Source organism: Stenotrophomonas sp. SY1 (genome assembly GCF_021202945.1).
Taxonomy (GTDB): domain Bacteria; phylum Pseudomonadota; class Gammaproteobacteria; order Xanthomonadales; family Xanthomonadaceae; genus Stenotrophomonas.
Window position 1 is genome coordinate 579,555 of sequence record NZ_JAJOYR010000001.1, and the last position, 21,162, is coordinate 600,716.

A 21,162-nucleotide genomic window follows, 5' to 3' on the forward strand; every position below is an offset into this window, starting at 1 on the left:
CCTTTCTTGGTTCACCAGACAAGGGCCTTGGCAAACTCCTCGGCTCGAAGCAGCTCCTCCGGCGCCTTGGTTGAAGCGCGCAACAGGGTTCGGGTGGTGCCTCGGTCCACCACCCAGAAGGTCACCTGGGTGACATCGTTATGGAAGCCTGCTTCAACCTGGAATGTCCAGCGCTTCCCGAGGATGGAGCTATCGTGCGTGCTCGCCTGGAAAGGTTGTTGTTGGAGGGAGCCCAGTGTCAGGTTGAACTGGTGGTTCATGACCTCTCGGAACAGCTGCTCCTGGACAGTGTCGGACGCCGGAACATCCAGGTTGGTGGTGAGGCCGACAATCTGGCCCGTGCGTAGGTCTTTGAACACGATGGCCGCGTCTGACTTGGGATGGCCAGCCAGAAATCCGGACAGCCACACCGGCACCTGCATATCCGAATGCTTGTTCCTCAGTACCAACGAATTTCCGTCCTGAATCTTGAACCACGGCTCGGCCCACCTTCCTGGGTAGTCCAGATACCTGTTCATAAGCGACGCGCCCCGGGGTGAGTCATTGGCGATGAACGAAAGCGCGGCAGCGTACTGAAGTGAGTCATCCTTGAGCTGTGCTTCGAACCGGTCGGCACCAATGTACTCCCAGGCGCGCAGTGCTTTGGCCAAGTGAGTCGCTGCTTTCGTGTCGTCTCCCTCACGAAACGCGGTGATGCCGATGATCGCATTCAGTACGGCAGCATCCCTGGGAAAGGTGGCAATAGCCAACGAGCTGGCGGCGAGCGCGGCTGCCTTCTGATTACTTCCTGAAGGCGTCCAGAGTTCCTCGATCATGCGGTCACGTTCAGGCCACTGCGCATCCAGTTCGATCGGCGTGCTCCAGTCTATCGCGCTCCACAATGAGGGCAGCGCTTGCAGCATGGTGTCGATGCCGTCAGTTCTGGAAGTCAAGTCCGCACCAATGAGCCAGCCGCTGCGATATCCCAACCATCGAGCGCGCTGCATTGCGGTGCCTTCAATTGTGACTTGCGATCGGAGGCTGGCTTGTAGCAGGCCGGGCAGGGCCATGTCAGGAAGTGTGGCCCCATCGACAGGGATCTCATCGTCAAAGCGAGGTCTGAGCCGGTTGAAGAGCTTATGTCGCCGTGCCTGATCATCAAGGCCAGACATATCGTCCGGGTGTTGCATGGAAATCTTCACTTCGGCCGTGGTTGCGTCGGCAGCTACGTAAAGGTACTTCCAGCGTGTGATGTTGCCCGGCTTCGACGCAGGCTCCATATGCACGAGCAGCCAGCGCCCGGCCGTCAATGGCATGGATAGTCCTGAAGCCGAGTCGGTAATGTGATGCTGGGAAAAGCTTGTATTCCACTGCTCAGGGAAAAGTCGAGCATCCTTCAGCATTCGATGTGAATAGCGCTCCGCCACGGCAACATTCTTGGCCAGGAACGAACTAATCAATCCCTCCGTGGTGTAAAGGTCCATCTGGTCGAAGTGGGGGCCGTTGACGGAGTTGTCGACCTTGGCAATGAGCCCGTCGATGATCCGGATGGCCTCCTCGTGCCGATCTTCCCGACGTAGGGTAAAGAGTAGCAACTGCAGTGCATCAATGGTTTCATACGGGTTTCGTGCCATCTCCAGCAGTTCTTCGCTGAGTGTGCTGGCCTGGCTCCACTGCTCCGCTTGGATGGCGGCGATCGATTTCGCGCGCTCATTCAGATAGAGAGGGGAAAAGGCCGACGACTGTTGATGTGTAGATGAGGCGAGCTCCTCCGAGACGGCGAAGAACGGGAGAAAGAAAAGTGCCGTAGCGAGTACCCAGCGGAGTGCCGGAGATAGGGCCAGAAGGCCGCGATGCATATCCATGTGCTCGTCCGTGGTTTGTGGCGTCCGTAGCGCAAAGAATAGTCGACAGCCAGTGCACGTCAAAGGAAGGGTGAAACAGAAGTCCGGCAGTGCTTTGGGACATTCAAGGGAATGTCCGAATTGGCTTTATTGTTGATGTGTCTATCGGTGAGCAAGATGCCGAAGCCCGGCGTGAGAGTCGGGTTTCAGTAAGGCCCCTTTCCTGTTGGACTGCGATGGGGTCATACAACGACTCGAATCGTGACCGAGCTTGCCTTCTTCGTCGAAGGTCTCTTTGCTGACACTTCGACGGCATGGTCTGAGTAGGAGTAGGTGTAGCGGGCAGCCTTGTGTCTGCAGTGCAGAGCCTGACTTGACGGCATGCGTTTCTCGCTGCGGAAGCTATGGCGCCAGATCCGGCGACAAGTAGCACCGCATAGCGGAGTTCACGTTGATGGCGTCCCCCCTCACGAAACTGCCTTTCGAACGTATCTCGCGCTCAGCGGTCAAAACAGGGGTCGGAGTCAGGTCTCCACCTTTTTCCACAGCTGCGCAGGGCGACGATTGTGGTCCCCGCCCGGAAGCAGGACTCAGCGGAAAGCTTCGCTGAGATTTGCAAGTGGAACCCATCCAGACTTCGAGGTGGTGGAGTTCTCGCACCAAACCCAGCCGTTGAGAATACTCATGCCAAGCAGCAGGTCCCCTTCTTTCACGTCCAATTCTCTGGCGGTGTAGTCCTCAAGCGCATGAGCGACGTTGCCATCGATGATTTCGATGATCTGTGCGGGTACCCAGCCACCTTCTTGCCCTGGGGTGTCACAGAACAGCCAGTTGTCCCAGCCTTCCGGGCCTTCGTACTTCTTGCCTACAACAAGCGTCGCGCCTTTCGCAAAAGAAATTGGCTTGGGGTACTGGCTGGTATGTCCTCGAATGACGAGGTACTGCTTGGCTTTCATGTACCTATCCTGCGAGTTGCTTTGAAGTTGAGCTGCGCCACGAGGGCGGGCCTTGGAATGAGGTGTCAGGGCTCAGCTTGGGGAAAAACCCGGGGGGCTGAGGATGGGAGACGCAGGAGCAGTGCCCTTTCCGCCCCAGCCTTGGGGCTTGAAGGATGGCCGGGAAACATGGTGCAAAGGTACGGGTTCTTTCCATGCCGACTGAGCGCCAAATTTTTGGCGTAAGTGCGGTGAATCAATGGCAACGCTTTGTTTGACAGCGATCACATGCGGCTTGATGATTCCGCGCATGCCTGCGATCCCGGAGGCTGTGTCAAGGAGGGGCCGCAGTTGCAACGCACTGCGTCACCGGTAGTGAAGAACAACGTTTTTGCAACCAACGAAGGGGAAGAATGAAGAAGTTTCTGAAATGGATTTTGATTGCTTTTGTCGGACTGCTCGCGCTCGGCATGATTATCGAAGCAACCAAGTCGCCGGAGCAGAAGGCAGCCGATGCTGCTGCGCGTGAGCAGAAAGCGGCCGAGCGCGCCGAGGCAAAGAAGCAGGAAGCCGCACGCGTTGAGGAAAAGAAGGAAGAGGCCGCGCCGGTCGAAGCAAAGAAGGAAGAGGCCGCAGCACCGAGCCTGACCGGGCCGCAGAAGAACGCGATCAGGTCCGCCGAGCAGTACCTCAGCATGGGCGGCTTTTCGCGGAACGGGCTCATCAATCAGCTTTCGGCAGATGCTGGCGAGGGTTTCAGCGTAGCCGATGCCACTTTCGCGGTGGACAGCCTGAATGTTGATTGGAACGAGCAGGCGGCGAAGTCCGCAGCACAGTACCTCAGCATGCAGGGCTTCTCGTGCAAGGGCCTGATTGAACAGCTTTCCTCGAGCGCCGGTGAAAAGTACACCGTGAGCCAGGCAACCTTTGGTGCACGTCAAGCTGGTGCCTGCAACTGATCATTTGAAGAAAACCATGGTCAGAGTCGGGTTTCCGCTCTGACCGTTGGCCTTCTGGAAATGAGTCAACGTCCCGTTCCGGGACCGACATCAATGCATCAGCAGGAACTGGCCGCGCTTTAGAACAGAACCCCACTTCCCGCATCCGACCCTCTTTACGGCGAACGGTCAGGACTTGATGAGGGTGAAGCTTCATCGGTGGAATTTCTGCTCGATCCTCCTGGTGTCGGCGATGTTCACCCAGACACAGGCGTCGTCATCGCCAACACCGGGACACGCGGCGCGGATACGACCCAGCATCTGCCGATCCCGGCATGGTTGAACGAAGGTTTGGCGGTGAACACCAAATACACGCTGTTCCCGCAGCTGGCTGCTCCCAGCGCGCAGCTGTACTTCCCGCACGAGGTTGCAGCCCAGCATGTGGCTTACTGGAACCAGGTCAGCATCCAGACCTTCTGGTCCGGCAAGTCTTTCTTGGCGGCCGATGACGGAAACCGGCTTTCCTACGACCTGGCCAAGAAGATCGCCGCGCTCACGGCAGGGGACAAGCCTGCATTCCGTGCATTCATGGCAGCCGCGAAGGGGAGTGATGGTGGCCTGGCGGCCGAACGGCACCTGGGCTATCCGATCCAGAACTTGCTTGAAGCAGTGCTGGGTGAGGGTGAGTGGTCGCCGAGGCCGGATAGCTGGAGACAGGGCACCGAGCGCTGACAGTTTTAGATAGCTTTGGGCGTCAGCGTTGCGATGTGTAAAGGATGCAGTGCAGCTCTCACGACGCATTCACCCAAGTCGCGCCAATCTGAATGTCGATGATGCGGTGGGCGTATGCCGTCCCCATCGCATGGACACGGCGAATCAGAACGGAGAAATACAATGCTGAAGATAATGTTCGTGGGCTTGCTTGTTGCTTCGCTGGCCGGTTGCGCAACCACCAGCCCATCGGGCGATTCGAGCGCAACCAGCAGCGAACGTCGCGTCACCTACGCCTGCGAAGGTGGGCCGGATCTGACCGTGGTGTATGCGGAGAACGTGGCGCGGGTGGTGCAGCCTGATGGCAGCACGGTGGACCTGCCGCAGCAGGTCACCGGTTCCGGCTTCTCCTACGGAACGCCGATGCAGTCGATTCGCGGCAAGGGCACGGAGCTGACTTATACGATCGGGCGGATGGTGCCCAGGCAGTGCCGCGAGAAGTAAGCGCGGCAGTGCATCAACGAAACAAACAAGGTCGGAACGGGGTTGCCGTTCCGGCTTTTTCGTTCTTTGTACAAGGCCGGCCGCATCGCCAGCCTGTAGAAGCGGCTTCAGCCACGAAGCAGTTGATTCAGACGTGTGCTGTCCACGTGCAATCTGTTGATGCGGCGTCCGCAGGATTCTCAGCTTCGCGGCTGAAGCCGCTCCTACGGCATGGCATTCAAACGGCCTTGTGCGTCCTGTGCCAGATGCCACCGGCCACCACGAGCAACAACACGGCGGCCGTGCCGATCACGCCGATGAAGGCCTGGTCGAATGCGGCGCCGGCGAGTTGGGTGAGCTGGCTGGCTTCGGCGCCGTTGAGTTGTTCGGCGATGAGGAGGGCTTCGTCGAGGCTGTCGCTGGCTTCGGCGGCGATGCCTGGTGGCAGCACCAACGCATTGGTATACAGCGCCGACATCAGGCTGCCGAGGATGGCGATGCCCAATGCGCCGCCGAGTTCGTAGGACACCTCTTCGACCGACGCCGCCATGCCGGCACGGTCTTCCGGGGCGGACAGCATGATGACGCTGGAGGCCGCGGTCATCGCCGCGCCGATACCGAAGCCCATGCCGGCCATGGCGAGCAACCACAGCCACGCATCACGCTGGTAGCTGAGCAGGTAGGCGGCCAGTGCAACGCCGGACACCAGAAGCGAACACCACAACACGCGCATCGCGCCGATGCGCGGAAGGGCCAGGCCGGTGAGCGGGCCGGCGACGAACGCCGCCAACGGGATCGGCAGGATCAGCAGGCCGGCCTGCAACGGCGAATGCCCGAGCACCAGCTGCAGGCGCTGACTGAAGACCAGCTCCACGCCGATCAACGAGCCGGCGGCGACCAGCGCGGTCGCGACGCCAGCGGAGAAGCGTGGGTTGGCGAACAGCGAGAAATCGATCAACGGAGCAGTGCTGCGCAGCTGGCGGTGAACGAAGATGGTCATCGCTATCACGCCAACCAGCAGTGCCAAGCCGGCAATCAACCACGACGGATTGCGCGTGCTGACTTCCTTGATCGCGTAGGTCAGGCCAACCAGGCCGACCATCACCTGTACCGAACCGATGAAGTCCCACGGATGCTGGGCGTTGCCGGGACGCGTGGGCAGCATCAGGCTGCCTGCCAGCAGCGCGATGATCACCACCGGCACGTTGATCAGGAACACCGAGCCCCACCAGCAATGCTCCAGCAGCAGCCCGCCGACCACCGGGCCGAATGCGGCACCACCGGAGGCCACGGCCGCCCAGATGCCGATCGCGAACGAACGCTCCTTCTCATCAGTGAAGGTCAGGCGTATCAATGACAGCGTGGCCGGCATCATCATGGCCGCGCCCACGGCGAGCAGGGCGCGTGATGCGATCAGAAAAGCGGGCGTTGGCGAGAATGCGGCCGCCAGCGATGCCACGCCGAACACGGTCAGTCCCGCGATGAAGATGCGCTTGTGGCCGAGCCGGTCGCCAAGCGCGCCGAGGCCAGGCAGCAGGGCTGCGGCCACCAATGCATAGGCATTGACGATCCACAGCTTCTCGGTGGCGCTCGCCTTCAGGTCATGGGTAAGCGAGGGCAGCGCGGTGTACAGCACCGTCATGTCGATGACGATCAGAAACAGTGCGCTTGAGACGATGGCCAGCACCAGCCAGCGGTTGGAGGAGGTCATTTCCTTATCCTTGGGTTACCTGCCTTCACGCGCCATCCGGGCGCAGGTTGCCGTAATGCGGAGGCGCGAAGCCTGCGCACGATAGAGGGCGGTGCCGGAATATGGGTTGAATAAAGGGCTTTTCCGGCCAATCTCACGCGGGGTGTGAGATTGGAAGGCGCGCAACCGAAAATGTGTTTGCGGCGAATGGACAGGCGGCACGCGATGCGCGCGAGAAGATCCGCACGCAAGTTGGCGGGGAATGCAGCAGCGCATCATTGAACGGAGTGTTCTTGTGGTGGATGCATTCCGTTCGCTGCGATGCTTCGGTTATGGCAGTACGTAGAGCTTCTGCGCGGGATAGTCGGCGACCATGCGCAATCGGCCGAACGCCGAGCCGCCGATGGCACCTTCAACCGGTGCATCGGTCATCGAGGACATGAACTCGGTGAAGTTCCGGTCCGGACGCGCAGCGAACCAGGCCGGTCCGGTATCGACGCCGGCCAGACGCACGTTCGGCACCTGGATCATCGGCATGCCACCGTCGCCCTTCATTGCCACCGGCCAGTCCGGATGCGCATCACGCCATTTGCGGTACTGGCGGGCGGTGATGAAACTTCCACCTGCGCGTACGCCTTCGGCCAGTCCCAGGGCCTTGGCGCCATCGGCTCCCAGCTCCACTGTCGCGCCGGTGTCGAACAGCAGCGGCAGCGTTTCGCCATCGATCTCGACCTGGACACGCGGCCAGTACATGTTGCGGTTGGGGAGCATGGTCAACGGGGTGCTATGGGCGGTTGCGGGTGCGGTCCAGCCCTGCAACACACTGACCGATTGCGCCGGATAGTCGAACTCCCAGACCCGCCCGGCGAACCAGCGACTGCCCAGGAAGCCTTCGTAGGTCATCGGTCCGTCGCCGAAGCCTTCGGCCGGAACCACCGCCAGCCGCCCCTCCAGGAAGCGGTCCTGTTCGGCGGCAGGAATGGCGGCGCCATCGACGAATGTTGGCCACAACGCGGTCTTTATCGGTGGCTGGCCCTGCTCCTGGATGTCGGCGCCTGCGATCAGAGCCAGGCGCTTGGCGATGTCGTCGCGGACCATGTTCAAGCCGCCACCGGTGTCGGTGAAAAACTGCATGCTGCCGCCATCGCGCAGCTGAGGTACAACGAAGATGCGCTGATGCTCGAAACGGGTGGGCAGCAGCGTGCGCGTCTGCATTGTCTGCGGTTTGTCGGAGGGCTGCGGCTTCGCCGCCAGCGCAGGTGCAGCAATGAGCAGTACGGCAACGGCAAGCAGGTTGCGACGGGACAGCAAGCGCATGTGAAGGACATCCTCTGTCATCGTTGGAGCGCCGATCGTGGCAGGCGATGACTGCGGGCGTCCAGTGGCTCCGGATGGGGCGGTACACGGGCGGCTTGCGTGACGGACGTGCAAGGCATTGGCGATACGCTCATCCGCCAGACACAAAAACACCCCCGGCATGACATCCGGTCATGCCGGGGTGACAAGGTGTGCCGACGCCTGGGGAGAGGGAGAGATGGAATCTCCGAGGTGCGGTGGACACGATGTAAGGATGTTTGCGTTACAGCGTTCACAGCGGTGCTGCGCGTGAAAGTTGTGTTGGCGATGTCCGGTGTCACGACATACCGTTTCCAACGGAATCCACTGTAGAAAGATGGACGGCATCACGTCCATTCAGTTGTGGTTTTCTGCTGATTTCCATCAGTCATGTGTGCGGCGGGAACGCACTGTTGCTGAACGCTCTGCTGCCGCCGCGCTTTCATCGGCGCAATTTTCCCCGGGTCTTAACGGGCGGGCGCGCAGTGTCTGATTCACCAATCACAATGCGCAGGAGCCGAACCATGGGACGCCGTCGCATTCTGTCCAAGCGTGGAATCGTGATCATCGGGGTGCTGGTGATCGTGCTGGCGTTGATCGTCAGCATGGCGCCGTGGTGAGTTGCGCACTGTTGTAGGAGCGGCGTCGGCCGCGAAGCCAGGAAAGCAACCGCAGCAGGCATAGTGGTAACCCAGCCGTTCGCGACCGTCAGGCTTCACCGGCATCGCGGCTTACGCCGCTCCTACAAGGGCGCAAAGGCCATGCTTCGTTGGATCGCGGTTGTCCGCGACCCGGTGACGGTCCAGCTTCGCCGCTTACGCCGCTCCTGCCGTAGTGACCGGCTTGCGGGCTTTGCGACGGGCGCGCCAACTGCGCCAGTGCTGTTGCAGGCAGGAGAAGATCACATACAACGCCGGCGTGCTCAGCAAGGTCAGGCTCTGCGAAATCAGCAGGCCGCCGATCATCGCGATGCCGAGCGGACGACGCAGTTCCGAACCTTCGCCCAGGCCGATGGCCAGCGGTAGCGCGGCCAGGATCGCCACCATCGTCGTCATCATGATCGGGCGGAAACGCACGATGCTGGCTTCGCGCACGGCTTCGGCCGGTGACTTGCCATGTTCGCGCTGCGCCACCAGAGCGAAGTCGATCATCATGATCGCGTTCTTCTTGACGATGCCGATCAGCAGCACCAGGGCGATCATCGAAATCACCGAAAGATCGGTGTTGGTGATCCACAACGCCAGCAACGCGCCCATGCCTGCCGCCGGCAGCGTGGACAGAATGGTCACGGGGTGCACCAGGTTTTCGTACAGCATGCCCAGCACCAGATAGACCGTGGCGATGGCGGCGATGATCAGCATCAGCATCGCCTTCGGGTCGGTTGCCTGACGGAAGCCACCGGGCGCGGCCTGGCGGATGTCGCCGGGCATGCGCAGGCCGGCGATCGCCGCCTGCACGATCGCATCGCCTTCGCCGCTGCTCACGCCGGGCGCGAGGTTGTAGCTCAGGTCCATCACCGTGTACTGGTTCTGATGGGTGACCTGTGATGGCGCCAATCCCGGTTCCTGGTGGGCAATGGTGGTCAGCGGAATCATCTGTCCGCTGGTCGAAGGCACGTACAGATCGTCGATGGCTGACGGGCTTGCAGTCTGGCCCGGCAACGCGTTGACCACCACGCCGTACTGGTTGAGGTCGGCGTAGATGGTGGAGATCTGGCGTTGGCCGAAGGCGCCGTACAACGCGCCGTCGATGGCGCCGATGCTCACACCAAGACGCGATGCCTTCTCGCGGTCGATGACGATCTTCTGCATCAGGCCGCCCTTGTCCACGTCCGAGCCGACATCACGCAGCTTGGGGTTCTGCTTCAGTACCGCCACCAGCTTTGGCAGCCACTCGGCGAGCTGGCCGGCATCGTTGCCTTGCAGGGTCACGCGGTTCTGTGCGCCCTGGCCACCGCCGCCGCCATCGGACGGCAGGTCCTGGATTGCACGCAGGCGCACATCCAGATCGGGGAACTGCGCCGCCTTCGCGCTCAGGCGGGTGACGACGACATTGGTGGGTTCCTTGCGGCCTTCGTCGCGGGTCTTCAGTTCGATGTTGAACTGCGCGCTGCTGCCCTGGCGGCTGGAGCCCAGACGCGCGCCGACCATCTTCACCGCCGGGTCGGCCAGGAACATGTCGGACAGGCGACGCTGGCGCTCGCTCATTTCCTGGAACGAAACCGTGGCGCTGGAACTGGCGCGGCCCCAGACCAGGCCGGTGTCCTGCTCGGGGAAGGAGCCCTTGCTTACCGCACCGGCCAGGAAGAACGTGGCGCCGATCAGCAGCAGCGGCGTCAGCGACAGGAGCAGGCAATGGCGCAGCGAGAAGTCCAGCGCCACTGTGTAAATGCGCAGCATGCCGGTGTGCAGCCGGTCCAGCAGCGGGCCGATGCGCGAAGGTTTGACCTGCACCGAGTGAGGTTGCAGGAAGCGCGCGCACAACGCCGGGGTCAGCGTCAGCGACACCACCGCCGAGACCACGATCGCCGCCACCAGGGTCAGGGTGAACTCGCGGAAGAACGCACCGATCATGCCTTGGGCAAAGATGATCGGCAGGAACACCGCGATCAGCGAAGCGGTGATCGAGACGATGGTGAAGCCGATTTCGCGCGCGCCGGCCATCGCCGCTTGCTTGCGCGGTACGCCTTCGTCGAGGTGGCGCATGATGTTCTCGATCACCACGATGGCGTCGTCAACGACGAAGCCAATGGCGATCACCAGCGCCAGCAAGGTGAGGTTGTTGAGGGTGAAGCCCAGCGTGGTCATCACCAACGCCGCGCCGGCCAACGACAACGGCACCGTCACCGCCGCGATCAGCGTCGGTGCCAGACGGCGCAGGAACAGCGCCATGGTCAGGATCACCATCACCAGGCTGATCATCAGCGTGATCTGCACTTCGGCCAGCGAGGCGCGGATGGTCGGGGTGCGGTCGAAGTACGGGGTCAGCGTGGTGCCGGCATCCAGGTAGCCGGACAGCGACGGGATCGCCGCCTTGACCCGGTCCACGGTGGCGACCAGGTTGTCGCCGCTGCGCAGGTACACGTACATCAGCACGCCGCGCTTGCCGTTGAACCAGGCCGCCTGATACGCGTCCTGCTGGCCGTCGTAGACGGTGGCGATGTCCTTCAGCCGCACCACCGCGCCGTCATGCGTGGAGATGGCGACGTTGGCGAAGTCCTGCGCCTTGCGCACCTGGTCATTGAGGACGATGGCGGTCTGGCTGGCACCGTCGCTGAGGAAGCCCAGCGGCGAGGCGACGTTGGCTGCGCGCATCGCGTTGCGCAGGTCATCCGGGCTCAAGCCCAATGCGGTCATCGCGCGCAGGTTGAGGTCGATGCGCACCGCCGGCGTCGAGGCACCGGCGATATCCACCTGCGACACGCCCGGCAGCTGCCGCAGGCGCTGGGCGAGCAGTGAGTCGGCGGTGTTGTACAGCTCGGCCACCGATTGGGTGTCCGAGGTCAATGCCACCGCGATCACCGGATCGTCGTTGGGGTTGGCCTTCTGGTAGGTGGGCGTGTTGATGCCGGCCGGCAGGTCGGCCATGGCGGCGTTGATCGCGGCCTGCACGTCCTGCGCCGCCGCGTCGATGTCGCGACTGGTGTTGAACATCAAAAACACCATGCTGCGGCCGTCGCTGCTGCTCGAGCGCATGGTGTCGATGCCCGGCACCTGGCCCAGGTGCCGCTCCAGTGGCGCGGTCACGGTCGAGGCCATGGTGTCGGCATCGGCACCGGTGTTGGAGGCCTGCACGAAGATCACCGGGATCGACAGGTTCGGCAGTGCCGCCACACCCAGCCGCAGGTAGCAGACCAGGCCGGCGAAGAACAGGCCGATGGCCAGCAGGCCGATGCCGATCGGGCGTTTGATGAAAGGTGCGGAGATATTCATGCCGGCGCGTTACCGGGCCGTCTGCAGGCGTGCGGCGGCGCGTTGTTCGCGACGCTTGGCGGCCCATTCGGACAGGCGTTCGAAGTACAGGTAGATCACCGGCGTGGTGTACAGCGTGACCAGCTGCGACAGCAGCAGGCCGCCGACGATGGCCACACCCAGCGGACGCCGCAGTTCCGAGCCGATGCCGGTGCCCAGCGCCAGCGGCAGCGCGCCGAGCATGGCCGCGGCGGTGGTCATCATGATCGGGCGGAAGCGCAACAGGCAGGCGCGGCGGATGGCGTCATGCGCATTGGCGCCCATGCGCTGCGCATCCAGTGCGAAGTCGATCATCATGATCGCGTTCTTCTTGACGATACCGATCAGCAGGATGATGCCGACGATGCCGTCCACCGACAGGCTCATGCCGCACAGGTACAGCGCCAGCAGCGCGCCGACACCGGCTGGCGGCAGCGTGGAGATGATGGTCAGCGGGTGGATGTAGCTTTCGTACAGCACGCCCAGCACGATGTAGATCACCGCGATGGCGGCCAGCAGCAACAGCACCACGTCGGTCTGGCTGCTGGAGAATTCGGCGGCGGTGCCGACGAACTGCGCCTGCATCTGCTGCGGCAGTTCCAGCTTGGCGACGGCGGCGTTGATCGCGTCCACGCCTTCGGACAGGGAGTAGCCCGGTGCCAGATTGAACGAGATGGTGGCCGACGGCAGCTGCTGCTGGTGGCTGACGATCAGCGGCGCGGTGCCCGGAATGGCGGTGGCAATGGCCGATAACGGAATGCTGCCGCCGCCGCCCAGCGCGATGCCGGTGTTGGCGTTGCCGATGCCGGTGGCGGTGGCGGAGTTGCTCGAGCTCACCTGGCCCAGAACGGTGGCATTGCTGCCCGTCAGCGTGCCGCTGCCGTTGCTGCCGATCGCCAGCTGGTTCATCAGTGCATCGCTGTTGCGGAACTCCGGCGCCACTTCCAGCACCACGCGGTACTGGTTGAGCTGGGTGAAGATGGTCGAGATCTGGCGCTGGCCGTAGGCGTCGTACAGCGTGTCGTCGATGGTCTGCATCGGCACGCCATAGCGCGCGGCCTTGTCGCGGTCCACTTCCACATGCAGCGCCCGGCCGTGGTTGGCCAGGTTGTTGTCCACGTCGGCCAGTTCCGGCAGCGAGCGCAGCGCGTCGGTGACGCGCTCGGTCTGCGTGGCCAGCTCGGTGCTGTCCATGTCAGACAGCGAGAACTGGTAGGCGGTGGCAGCCACGCGCGTATCCAGCGTCACGTCCTGCACCGGCTTGAGGTACAGCGCCACGCCCGGGATATGCCCGGCGGCGGCCTGCAGGCGCGGCAGGATCACATCCAGTCCGTCGCGATCACCACGGTCCTTGAGCACGATGCTCAGCTGACCCTGGTTGAGCGTGGGATTCACGGTACCCGCGCCGATGTAGGCAGCGATGCCGCTGACCGCTTCGTCCTTCTGCAACGCGGCGGCCACGGCCTGGGTGCGCTGCTGCATCTGTTCGAAGGCCACGTTCTGGTCGGCCAGCACCACGCCGGTGATCATGCCGGTGTCCTGGTCGGGCAGCAGGCCCTTGGGGATCACCATGTACAGCAGCACGGTCAGCGCGACCGAGGCCAGCGCGATGCCCAGGGTCATGCGCTGGTGGCGCAGCACCCAGTCCAGGCTGCGCTCGTAGGCGTGCACCAGCCGCGACCAGGCGGTGACCTTGCCGTGGGCTGCCGCGCGCTCGTGCGCGTCATCGCCTTCGGGCAATGCATCCGGCTTGAGCAGGTAGGCGCACATCATCGGCGTGAGCGTCAGCGAGATCAGCATCGAGATCGACACCGCGATCGTCAGCACCCACGCGAACTCATGGAACAGACGGCCGGTGACGCCAGGCATCAGGATCAACGGCAGGAACACCGCCACCAGCGACACCGTCAACGAAAGCACGGTGAAGCCGATTTCCTTGGAGCCGATCTCGGCCGCTTCCTGGCCGTCCTTGCCCTGCTCGATGTAACGCACGATGTTTTCGATCATCACGATCGCATCGTCGACCACGAAGCCGGTGGCCACGGTCAGCGCCATCAGCGACAGGTTGTCCAGCGACATGCCGGCAAACGCCATCACCCCGAACGTGCCCAGCAGTGACAGTGGCACCGCCACCGAGGGAATCACCGTGGCCCACAAGCGGCGCAGGAACACGAAGATCACCGCCACCACCAGGCAGATGGTGAGGATCAGCGTGAACTGCACGTCGTGCACCGAAGCGCGGATGGTCACAGTGCGGTCGGAGAACACATCCAGCGTCACGTCCGCCGGCAGCATGGCCTGCAGGCTGGGCAGGATCTGTCGGATGTTCTCCACCGTCTTGACGATGTTGGCGCCCGGCTGGCGGCGTACTTCCAGCAGCACCGCCGGTTTGCCATCGGCCCAGGCGGCGATCTGGTCGTTCTCCACGCCATCGACCACCTTGGCCACGTCGCGCAGACGCACCGGCGCGCCGTTCTGGTAGCGGATGATGATGTCGTTGTAGTCGGCCGCGTTGCTGAGCTGGTCGTTGGTGGACAGCGTGTAGCTCTGCGTCTTGCCGTTGAGCGAACCCTTGGGTGCGTTGACGTTGGCCTGGGTCAGCGCGCTGCGCAGGTCTTCCAGGGTCATGCCCATGTTGGCCAGTTGCGCCGGGTTGGCCTGGATGCGTACCGCAGGACGCACGTTGCCGGCAATGGACACCAGGCCCACGCCGTCGGTCTGCGACAGACGCTGGGCCAGCACCGAGTCGGCCAGGTCATTGACCTCGCGCAGCGGGCGCGTGTCCGAAGCGAGCTTGAGGGTGAGGATCGGCGCGTCGGCCGGGTTCACCCGGTTGTAGACCGGCTGGTAGGGCAGCGAGGCGGGCAGGGTGGCCTGGCGGATCGCGGCCTGCACGTCCTGCGCGGCGGTGTTGATGTCGCGCTCCATCGAGAACTGCAGCACGATGCTGGACAGCCCGGCCGAGGAGTCGGAGGTCATCATGTCCAGGCCGGAAATCTGGCCCAGCTGCCGCTCCAGCGGCGTGGTCACCAGCGCGGCCATGGTCTGCGCGCTGGCACCGGGGTACTGCGTGCTCACCACCAGGCTGGGCGCCTCGATCTCGGGCAAGGCGGCAACCGGCAGGCGCTGGTAGCCGAGGATGCCCAACAGCATCAGGCCGACCATCAACAACGAAGTAGCGATCGGACGGCGGATGAAAATAGTCGAGAAGCCCACGGGCGATTCCTGGTGCGTGTTGGAAGGGGGCAGGTGCGGCCGTCGCGTCAGCGCGGCGGGCCACCCTGGCCACCACGGCCCTTCCTGCTGGCCGCCTTGAGCTGTTCTTCAGTGGGTTCCGGCGGCGCCTGGCCCGGCGCCAGCTGGGTCACCTTGCTGCCTTCCTTGAGGCGGAACTGGCCTTCGGTCACCACCTTGTCGCCCGGTTGCAGGCCCTTGCTGATGACCACATGGCTGTCGTCAACCTGGCCGCCCTGCACCACGTCGCGCAGGGTGACGGTGCTGTCGGGCTTGATCAGGTAGACGAAATCACTGGAGCTGCTGCGCTGCACGGCTTCGGCCGGCACCACCACCGCGTCCGGCAGTTCGTTGAGCTGCATGCGCACGTTGACGAACTGGCCCGGCCACAGCGCACTGTCGGCATTGGGGAACTCGGCACGCAGGCGGAAGGTGCCGCTGCTGCTGCTGATCTGGTTGTCCACCACCTGCAGCTTGCCGTCGGCGTTGACCACCGCACCGCCCTCGCGGTCGAGTGTGGAGGTCTGCAACGGGCCGGCCTGCTGCGCGGTACGCACGGCGTCGAGCTGCTGTTCGGGCAGGTTGAACAGCACGTAGACCGGCTGCAGCTGGGTGACGGTGACGATCTGGGTGCCGGCGCTGACCACATTGCCGGGGTCGACCGCACGGATGCCGGTGATGCCGCTGATCGGTGAAGTGATGCGGGTGTAATCCAGCTGCACCTTGGCCTGGTCGGCCGAGGCCTGCGAGGCCGCGACCGCCGCCTGGTACTGCGCCACCTGGTTGCGCAGCGTGGTCAGGTCGGTCTGCGCGACGAACTGGCGGTACTCCGGCGAGTTGGAGCGCTCGTAGTTGGATTGCGCGGTGGCCAGCAGTGCCTGGTTCTGGCGCTTGCTGGCGACGGCCTGGTCGTACTGGGCCTGGAAGGTGCGCGGGTCGATCTGCGCCAGCAGGTCGCCTTTCTTCACCGCCTGGCCTTCGCGGAAGTTGACGCTCAACAGTTCGCCGCCCACCTGTGGGCTGACGGTGACGGTGTTGTAGGCCGCCACCGTGCCCTGTGCGGTGACGTAGACCGGCACGTTCTTGCGCTCGGCGGCGACCACGGTGACCGGCACCGGGGCGCTGTCGCTGCCACCTTGGCCGCCGCGGGCAGCACCAGCTGCTGGCGCATCTGCCTTCTGCTTGCCGCCCCCCATCACCCGATAGCCGATCCCGGCCACGAGCAGCACTGCGATGACCAGCAGCACAATCTTCCAGAAACGCGACATGCGAAAACTCCTGAGGAACCAATAAGGGAGGTGGAGCGGTGAAGCAGCAGAGGATACCGCCGGGGGGTGTAGGACTGTTTCATGACCGATGGGCCACGCGCTCAGACCACGACAAGTGATGAACGTTCCATCGCGGCATTGGTTGACCGCCCAAACCAAGGTAGTGCCGAGCCATGCTCGGCAGGAATTTCCCGGCACCGCGCCCAAGCGCAGCATGGCTGCGCTCTACAGCGGCCAGTTCTGGCTTACATTCCCTCAACGCACCCATTCAAGGATTCGCCCGATGGCCCGCAAGACCGTGTTGCTGTCCGCGCTGCTGTGTGCCCTGTCGCCGCTGGCGCAGGCCCAGGAAGTCCAGCGTCCGGAGGTGGCCGCTGCCGCCACGCGCCTGCAACAGCAGGTAGTGGACTGGCGACGCGACTTCCATCAGCACCCGGAACTGTCCAACCGCGAGGAGCGCACCGCGGCCAAGGTCGCCGAGCGGCTGCGCGCCATGGGCCTGCAACCGAAGACCGGCGTGGCCGTGCACGGCGTGGTTGCGATCATCAAGGGCGGCCTGCCGGGCCCGAAGATCGCGCTGCGCGCCGACATGGACGCGCTGCCGGTCACCGAACAGACCGGCCTGCCGTTCGCGTCCAAGGCCAAGGCCGAGTATCGCGGTGAGCAGGTCGGGGTGATGCACGCCTGCGGCCACGATGCGCATACCGCCACCCTGCTCGGCGTCGCCGATGCGCTGGTGGCCATGCGCGACCAGCTGCCGGGCGAGGTGATGCTGATCTTCCAACCGGCCGAAGAAGGTGCACCGCCGCCGGAGCAGGGCGGTGCCGACCTGATGCTCAAGGATGGCCTGTTCAAGGACTTCAAGCCGGAGGCGGTGTTTGGCCTGCATGTGTTCTCCAGCGTCCAGGCTGGGCAGATCGCGGTGCGCGGTGGCCCGCTGATGGCGGCGTCGGATCGTTTCTCGATCACCGTCAACGGCCGCCAGACCCACGGTTCGGCGCCGTGGAACGGTATCGATCCGATCGTCGCCGCCTCGGACCTGATCGGCACCGCGCAGACCATCGTCAGCCGCCGCAGCAATCTGTCCAAGCAACCGGCGGTGGTTACCTTCGGCGCGATCAAGGGTGGCATCCGCTACAACATCATTCCCGACTCGGTGGAAATGGTCGGCACCATCCGCACCTTCGACGCGGACATGCGCCAGCAGATCTTCGCCGACCTGCGCAATGTCGCCGAGCACAGTGCCGCCGCACATGGCGCCACCGCCGTGACCGATATCTACGACAAGGAAGGCAACCCGGCCACGGTCAACGACCCGGCGCTGACCGCACGCATGCTGCCCAGCCTGCAGGCGGTGGTCGGCAAGGCCAACGTCTACGAGCCTTCGCTGCAGATGGGTTCGGAGGATTTCTCGTTGTATGCCCAGCAGGTGCCGTCGATGTTCTTCTTCGTCGGCGCCACATCTGAAGGCATCGATCCAGCCACAGCGCCCAGCAACCATTCGCCGAAGTTCCTGCTCGACGAGAAAGCACTGGACGTGGGCCTGCGCGCGCTGTTGCAGGTGTCGCTGGATTACCTGCACGGTGGCAAGGCTGGCTGAGTCCCGGTAGTGTCTGCCCCCCTCGACACGGAAGAAGGACACTCCCATGAGCGCAAGCCTGGCCATGCTGCTGCAATCGCAGCTTGATCCCACCCTCACCGCCGAAGCCCTGCTCGCGCAGATGCGCAGCGATTGGCCCGACCTGGACCCGTCGCTGCTGCGGCTTGGCGAAGCGCCTGCTGCTGACGGTGCGGACAAGGATGCCGACGATGACGAATCGCCGATGCAATGCCTGGAATACGGTGATTCCCTGATCGCATTGATGCCGATCCCGGTTCAGATCGGTGATGACATCGGCCAGATCTGCGCACACAGCCGGCTGTGGCCCAACGCCACGCCGGCGCCGGTGGATTACGCCGCGCACACCATCGTCACCGTGATGGAGTTCGGCAAGGACGGGCAGGACACCAACCTCGTCGCACAGGCCGCACTGCTCAGCCGCGTGCTGGCCTCGGCCATTGCCGTGTCCGAGAGCGTCCAGGCCGTGTATTTCGGTAGTGCCAACCACGTGGTGCTGCCGGGCCTGTTCCGTGAACTGACCCAGGCCACCCTGCCCGAGCCGATGCCGATCGCCTGGGTGGCGATCAACGTCGGTGAGCGCCCGGACGGCGTGATGACCGGCCATACCCGTGGCATGGACATGCTTGGGCTGATGGATATCGAGATTCCCGAGACGCAGGACAGTGCCGAGGAGGTGTTCGGCCGGCTCACCGGGATCGTCGATTACCTGGTCGAGAACGGCATGGTCATCAGCGATGGCGACACCCTTGGGGCGACCGCCGAGGAGCGCATCCGCGTTGTCCACGGCCCGTCGGCATTGGACCCGGAGCGCCAGGTGATGCGCCTGCAGCACGAGGAGCTGCCGCAGGCCGGTTCCAACAAGTCATGGTGGAAGCGGCTGCTGAACTGAACCTGCGGGCGGGGCTGGCTTTTTGGCGGGAGAGCGTGTCGGTAAATCCGCCGCTCAACAACACGCAATTACAATTGCGCCAATGAATACCCCACAAGACTCCAGCCTCGGCCGCGAGGTCGACTACCCCCGTCAGTACGACGCCAGCCTGCTGTTCCCGATTCCCCGTGCCGGTGCACGCAGCGAGATCGGCCTGGACGGCACGGACATGCCCTTCCTCGGCGAAGACCGTTGGCACGCCTACGAACTGGGCTGGCTGGACGCACGCGGCAAGCCCTGCGTGGAGACCTTGACCCTGTGGGTGCCGGCGACCTCGCCGAACCTGATCGAGTCCAAGTCGCTCAAGCTGTACCTGAACTCGCTCAACAACGCCCGTTTCAACCGCGCTGAAGCGGTGCGCGAGCGAATCGCCACCGATCTGTCGGCCTGCGCTGGTGCCGACGTGCGGGTCGAGTTCGGGCTGCCGGCCTTTGCCCAGGCCCAGGGCGAGACCGTTGACCACCTGGACGTGGACATCGACTGCTACGGGCCGCCGAACGCGGCATTCCTCTCTGCCGATGACAGCCAGATCGTGGACGAAACCCTGACCTCGGCTCTGCTCAAGTCCAATTGCCCGGTGACCGGCCAGCCGGACTGGGCCAGCGTCAGCATCCAGTACCAGGGCCCACGCATCGACCGTGAGGGCCTGCTGCGCTATCTGGTCAGCTACCGCGACCACGCCGAGTTCCATGAACAGTGCGTGGAGCGCATCTTCCTGGAAGTCATGCGCCGTTGTGGATCCACCTCGCTGGAAGTGGAAGCGCGCTACACCCGCCGTGGCGGGCTGGACATCAATCCGCGCCGTGCAACTCCGGACAGAGCCACTGGCAATTCGCCAATCCGCGATCTGCGTCAATAAACATCCGCCTCCACACGCCGGCTTTACGCCGGCGCGATGAATCCTTAACAGGCACCGTGCAATGGTGGTTGCCAGTCAAGGAGGAGCACCTGGATGAGCAGTAGCGACAAGAAGGCCGATTTCTCCGACGTCTCTGGCACCGTCAAAAGTACGGAGCAGATTGTTCAGAAGGCCGATTTCTCAGACGTCAAAGGGTCGGTAACCAGTACCGAAGAGATCGTGGGCGGACAGACGTACACGGTGCAGAGCGGCGACAACCTTTCCAAGATCGCCAAGAACCTGCTTGGCGACGGCAATGCGTGGAAGCAGATCTTCGAGGCCAATCGCGACGTCCTCGACGACCCGGACAAGATCCGGCCAGGGCAGACCCTGAAGATCCCGCCGCGCCAGGGCTGATGCCCGCACCGTTTGCATTGTTCACTCCCTACACAGTTCCGGAGCAATCCATGAAGAAGACTTCACTCAGCAGTGCCCTGATGATCGCCGTGGTTGGTGCCGTAGCCCTGCTGGGCTGCAAGAAGAAAGACGAAGCTGCCACCGCGCCGCCGCCGGCTGCCGCGCCGGCACCGATGGCCGAGCCGGCTGCCGCTCCGCCAGCAGTCACCGTTACTTCGGTGACCGTGGGCAACACCGCAGGCGCCGATCTGTCGGTTGCACCGGTGGCCGTTCTCGGTGCCAAGGACAAGATCATTGTCTCGGTGAAGACCAGCGGCACCGCCAGCAACGTCAATGTCGGCGCCAAGCTGACCTATCAGGATGGGCAGGTCGCGGGTGAACAGAGCGGCACGCTCAACAGCACCGATACCGGCACCACCAACCTGGAATTCACCAAGGCAAGTGGTTGGCCGGCTGGCAAGTACACCGCCGACGTCACCGTCGACGGCAAGGCGGCAGGCATGCCGCAGCAGTTCGAAGTCAAGTGAGGTAGGGCGTCCGCCGACGCCTCTCTCCCGTCGGCGAAACGCATGGGCGCAGCCAATTGGCTGCGCCTTTTTTATGGGTGAGGCTTGCCAACTTGCCAACTGACGAACTGACGAACTGACGGAGTGGCAGAGTGGCCAGATGCCGCGAGCAAGCCGCTCTTCGGCTTTTTCCTTCTCCCGCTTGCGGGAGAAGGTGGTGCGAAGCACCGGATGAGGGGGCTCCTACGCTTTTGCTTTTTTGCCTTCGCCCTTGCCTGACTGAAAGCAGCGAACCAATTCAAAAGCCCCCATCCGCCCTTCGGGTACCTTCGCCGGCAAGCGGGAGAAGGGGCATCAACAGCGGCCCGCGCGCGCTGCCCACATCCCCAATCCAGCACCCGCCGCGCACCATCCCCAGCAGTCTGGTCACTGCGGTGTCGGTTGCAGCTGTGACCACCCCCGTCCACGCAGCGGTGATGCCCGTT

The 21,162-nt window shown here is 63.6% G+C and carries 15 protein-coding genes; 8 read left to right on the top strand and 7 right to left on the bottom strand.

Annotated features, from left to right (window positions below):
* Nucleotides 1-11: 11 nt before the first annotated feature.
* Together LR961_RS02330 and LR961_RS02335 are read right to left on the bottom strand one after the other, a co-directional pair.
* On the bottom strand, nucleotides 12-1,844 hold the full coding sequence (locus tag LR961_RS02330; RefSeq protein ID WP_232146813.1) for a hypothetical protein: 1,833 nt from the start codon (nucleotides 1,842-1,844) through the stop codon (nucleotides 12-14).
* A gap of 569 nt (nucleotides 1,845-2,413) precedes the next feature.
* A complete protein-coding gene (locus tag LR961_RS02335) occupies nucleotides 2,414-2,779 on the bottom strand; it encodes an SH3 domain-containing protein (RefSeq protein WP_232146814.1) in 366 nt (121 codons plus the stop codon).
* A 392-nt stretch (nucleotides 2,780-3,171) separates the two neighbouring features.
* Here LR961_RS02335 and LR961_RS02340 point away from each other — a divergent pair, with 392 nt between their 5' ends.
* The 3 genes from LR961_RS02340 (at nucleotide 3,172) to LR961_RS02350 (ending at nucleotide 4,911) form a co-directional block, all read left to right on the top strand.
* Nucleotides 3,172-3,717 carry an Ltp family lipoprotein gene (locus LR961_RS02340; RefSeq protein ID WP_232146815.1) on the top strand — a complete coding sequence of 182 codons (546 nt, stop codon included), beginning with the start codon at nucleotides 3,172-3,174 and terminating at the stop codon, nucleotides 3,715-3,717.
* Nucleotides 3,718-3,915: 198 nt separating this feature from the next.
* The gene (locus tag LR961_RS02345) at nucleotides 3,916-4,428 is read left to right on the top strand and encodes a hypothetical protein (RefSeq protein WP_232146816.1); all 513 of its coding nucleotides are present in this window, start codon (nucleotides 3,916-3,918) and stop codon (nucleotides 4,426-4,428) included.
* 162 nt (nucleotides 4,429-4,590) lie between these two features.
* Entirely contained in the window at nucleotides 4,591-4,911 is a 321-nt protein-coding gene (locus LR961_RS02350; RefSeq protein WP_232146817.1) for an MliC family protein, read from the top strand.
* A gap of 217 nt (nucleotides 4,912-5,128) precedes the next feature.
* Here the strand turns inward: LR961_RS02350 and LR961_RS02355 are convergent, their stop codons facing one another.
* From LR961_RS02355 to LR961_RS02375, 5 genes are all read right to left on the bottom strand, one after another.
* A complete protein-coding gene (locus tag LR961_RS02355) occupies nucleotides 5,129-6,601 on the bottom strand; it encodes an MFS transporter (protein WP_232146818.1) in 1,473 nt (490 codons plus the stop codon).
* Between the two features lie 309 nt (nucleotides 6,602-6,910).
* Complete coding sequence (locus LR961_RS02360) at nucleotides 6,911-7,897, bottom strand: hypothetical protein (protein WP_232146819.1); 987 nt, start codon at nucleotides 7,895-7,897, stop codon at nucleotides 6,911-6,913.
* A gap of 833 nt (nucleotides 7,898-8,730) precedes the next feature.
* The gene (locus LR961_RS02365) at nucleotides 8,731-11,847 is read right to left on the bottom strand and encodes an efflux RND transporter permease subunit (RefSeq protein WP_232146820.1); all 3,117 of its coding nucleotides are present in this window, start codon (nucleotides 11,845-11,847) and stop codon (nucleotides 8,731-8,733) included.
* A 9-nt stretch (nucleotides 11,848-11,856) separates the two neighbouring features.
* Nucleotides 11,857-15,081 carry an efflux RND transporter permease subunit gene (locus LR961_RS02370; RefSeq protein ID WP_232146821.1) on the bottom strand — a complete coding sequence of 1,075 codons (3,225 nt, stop codon included), beginning with the start codon at nucleotides 15,079-15,081 and terminating at the stop codon, nucleotides 11,857-11,859.
* Nucleotides 15,082-15,128: 47 nt separating this feature from the next.
* Nucleotides 15,129-16,367 (bottom strand): efflux RND transporter periplasmic adaptor subunit, encoded by a 1,239-nt coding sequence (locus LR961_RS02375; protein ID WP_232146822.1) that lies wholly within the window; start codon nucleotides 16,365-16,367, stop codon nucleotides 15,129-15,131.
* A gap of 283 nt (nucleotides 16,368-16,650) precedes the next feature.
* Here LR961_RS02375 and LR961_RS02380 point away from each other — a divergent pair, with 283 nt between their 5' ends.
* The 5 genes from LR961_RS02380 (at nucleotide 16,651) to LR961_RS02400 (ending at nucleotide 20,698) form a co-directional block, all read left to right on the top strand.
* A complete protein-coding gene (locus tag LR961_RS02380) occupies nucleotides 16,651-17,967 on the top strand; it encodes a M20 family metallopeptidase (RefSeq protein ID WP_232146823.1) in 1,317 nt (438 codons plus the stop codon).
* Nucleotides 17,968-18,013: 46 nt separating this feature from the next.
* Nucleotides 18,014-18,877, top strand: coding sequence for a DUF4261 domain-containing protein (locus LR961_RS02385; protein WP_232146824.1), 864 nt, complete (start codon nucleotides 18,014-18,016; stop codon nucleotides 18,875-18,877).
* 82 nt (nucleotides 18,878-18,959) lie between these two features.
* The gene (queF, locus tag LR961_RS02390; protein WP_232146825.1) at nucleotides 18,960-19,775 is read left to right on the top strand and encodes an NADPH-dependent 7-cyano-7-deazaguanine reductase QueF; all 816 of its coding nucleotides are present in this window, start codon (nucleotides 18,960-18,962) and stop codon (nucleotides 19,773-19,775) included.
* 93 nt (nucleotides 19,776-19,868) lie between these two features.
* Complete coding sequence (locus LR961_RS02395; protein WP_232146826.1) at nucleotides 19,869-20,171, top strand: LysM peptidoglycan-binding domain-containing protein; 303 nt, start codon at nucleotides 19,869-19,871, stop codon at nucleotides 20,169-20,171.
* 50 nt (nucleotides 20,172-20,221) lie between these two features.
* A complete protein-coding gene (locus tag LR961_RS02400; RefSeq protein WP_232146827.1) occupies nucleotides 20,222-20,698 on the top strand; it encodes a hypothetical protein in 477 nt (158 codons plus the stop codon).
* The last annotated feature ends 464 nt before the right edge of the window (nucleotides 20,699-21,162 follow it).

Excerpts from the sequence above, each read along its gene's own strand:
- LR961_RS02330 (WP_232146813.1), bottom strand. The coding sequence starts at position 1,844 with ATGGATATGCATCGCGGCCTTCTGGCCCTATCTCCGGCACTCCGCTGG.
- LR961_RS02335 (WP_232146814.1), bottom strand. The coding sequence starts at position 2,779 with ATGAAAGCCAAGCAGTACCTCGTCATTCGAGGACATACCAGCCAGTAC.
- LR961_RS02340 (WP_232146815.1), top strand. The coding sequence starts at position 3,172 with ATGAAGAAGTTTCTGAAATGGATTTTGATTGCTTTTGTCGGACTGCTC.
- LR961_RS02350 (WP_232146817.1), top strand. The coding sequence starts at position 4,591 with ATGCTGAAGATAATGTTCGTGGGCTTGCTTGTTGCTTCGCTGGCCGGT.
- LR961_RS02355 (WP_232146818.1), bottom strand. The coding sequence starts at position 6,601 with ATGACCTCCTCCAACCGCTGGCTGGTGCTGGCCATCGTCTCAAGCGCA.
- LR961_RS02360 (WP_232146819.1), bottom strand. The coding sequence starts at position 7,897 with ATGCGCTTGCTGTCCCGTCGCAACCTGCTTGCCGTTGCCGTACTGCTC.
- LR961_RS02365 (WP_232146820.1), bottom strand. The coding sequence starts at position 11,847 with ATGAATATCTCCGCACCTTTCATCAAACGCCCGATCGGCATCGGCCTG.
- LR961_RS02375 (WP_232146822.1), bottom strand. The coding sequence starts at position 16,367 with ATGTCGCGTTTCTGGAAGATTGTGCTGCTGGTCATCGCAGTGCTGCTC.
- LR961_RS02380 (WP_232146823.1), top strand. The coding sequence starts at position 16,651 with ATGGCCCGCAAGACCGTGTTGCTGTCCGCGCTGCTGTGTGCCCTGTCG.
- LR961_RS02385 (WP_232146824.1), top strand. The coding sequence starts at position 18,014 with ATGAGCGCAAGCCTGGCCATGCTGCTGCAATCGCAGCTTGATCCCACC.
- queF (WP_232146825.1), top strand. The coding sequence starts at position 18,960 with ATGAATACCCCACAAGACTCCAGCCTCGGCCGCGAGGTCGACTACCCC.
- LR961_RS02395 (WP_232146826.1), top strand. The coding sequence starts at position 19,869 with ATGAGCAGTAGCGACAAGAAGGCCGATTTCTCCGACGTCTCTGGCACC.
- LR961_RS02400 (WP_232146827.1), top strand. The coding sequence starts at position 20,222 with ATGAAGAAGACTTCACTCAGCAGTGCCCTGATGATCGCCGTGGTTGGT.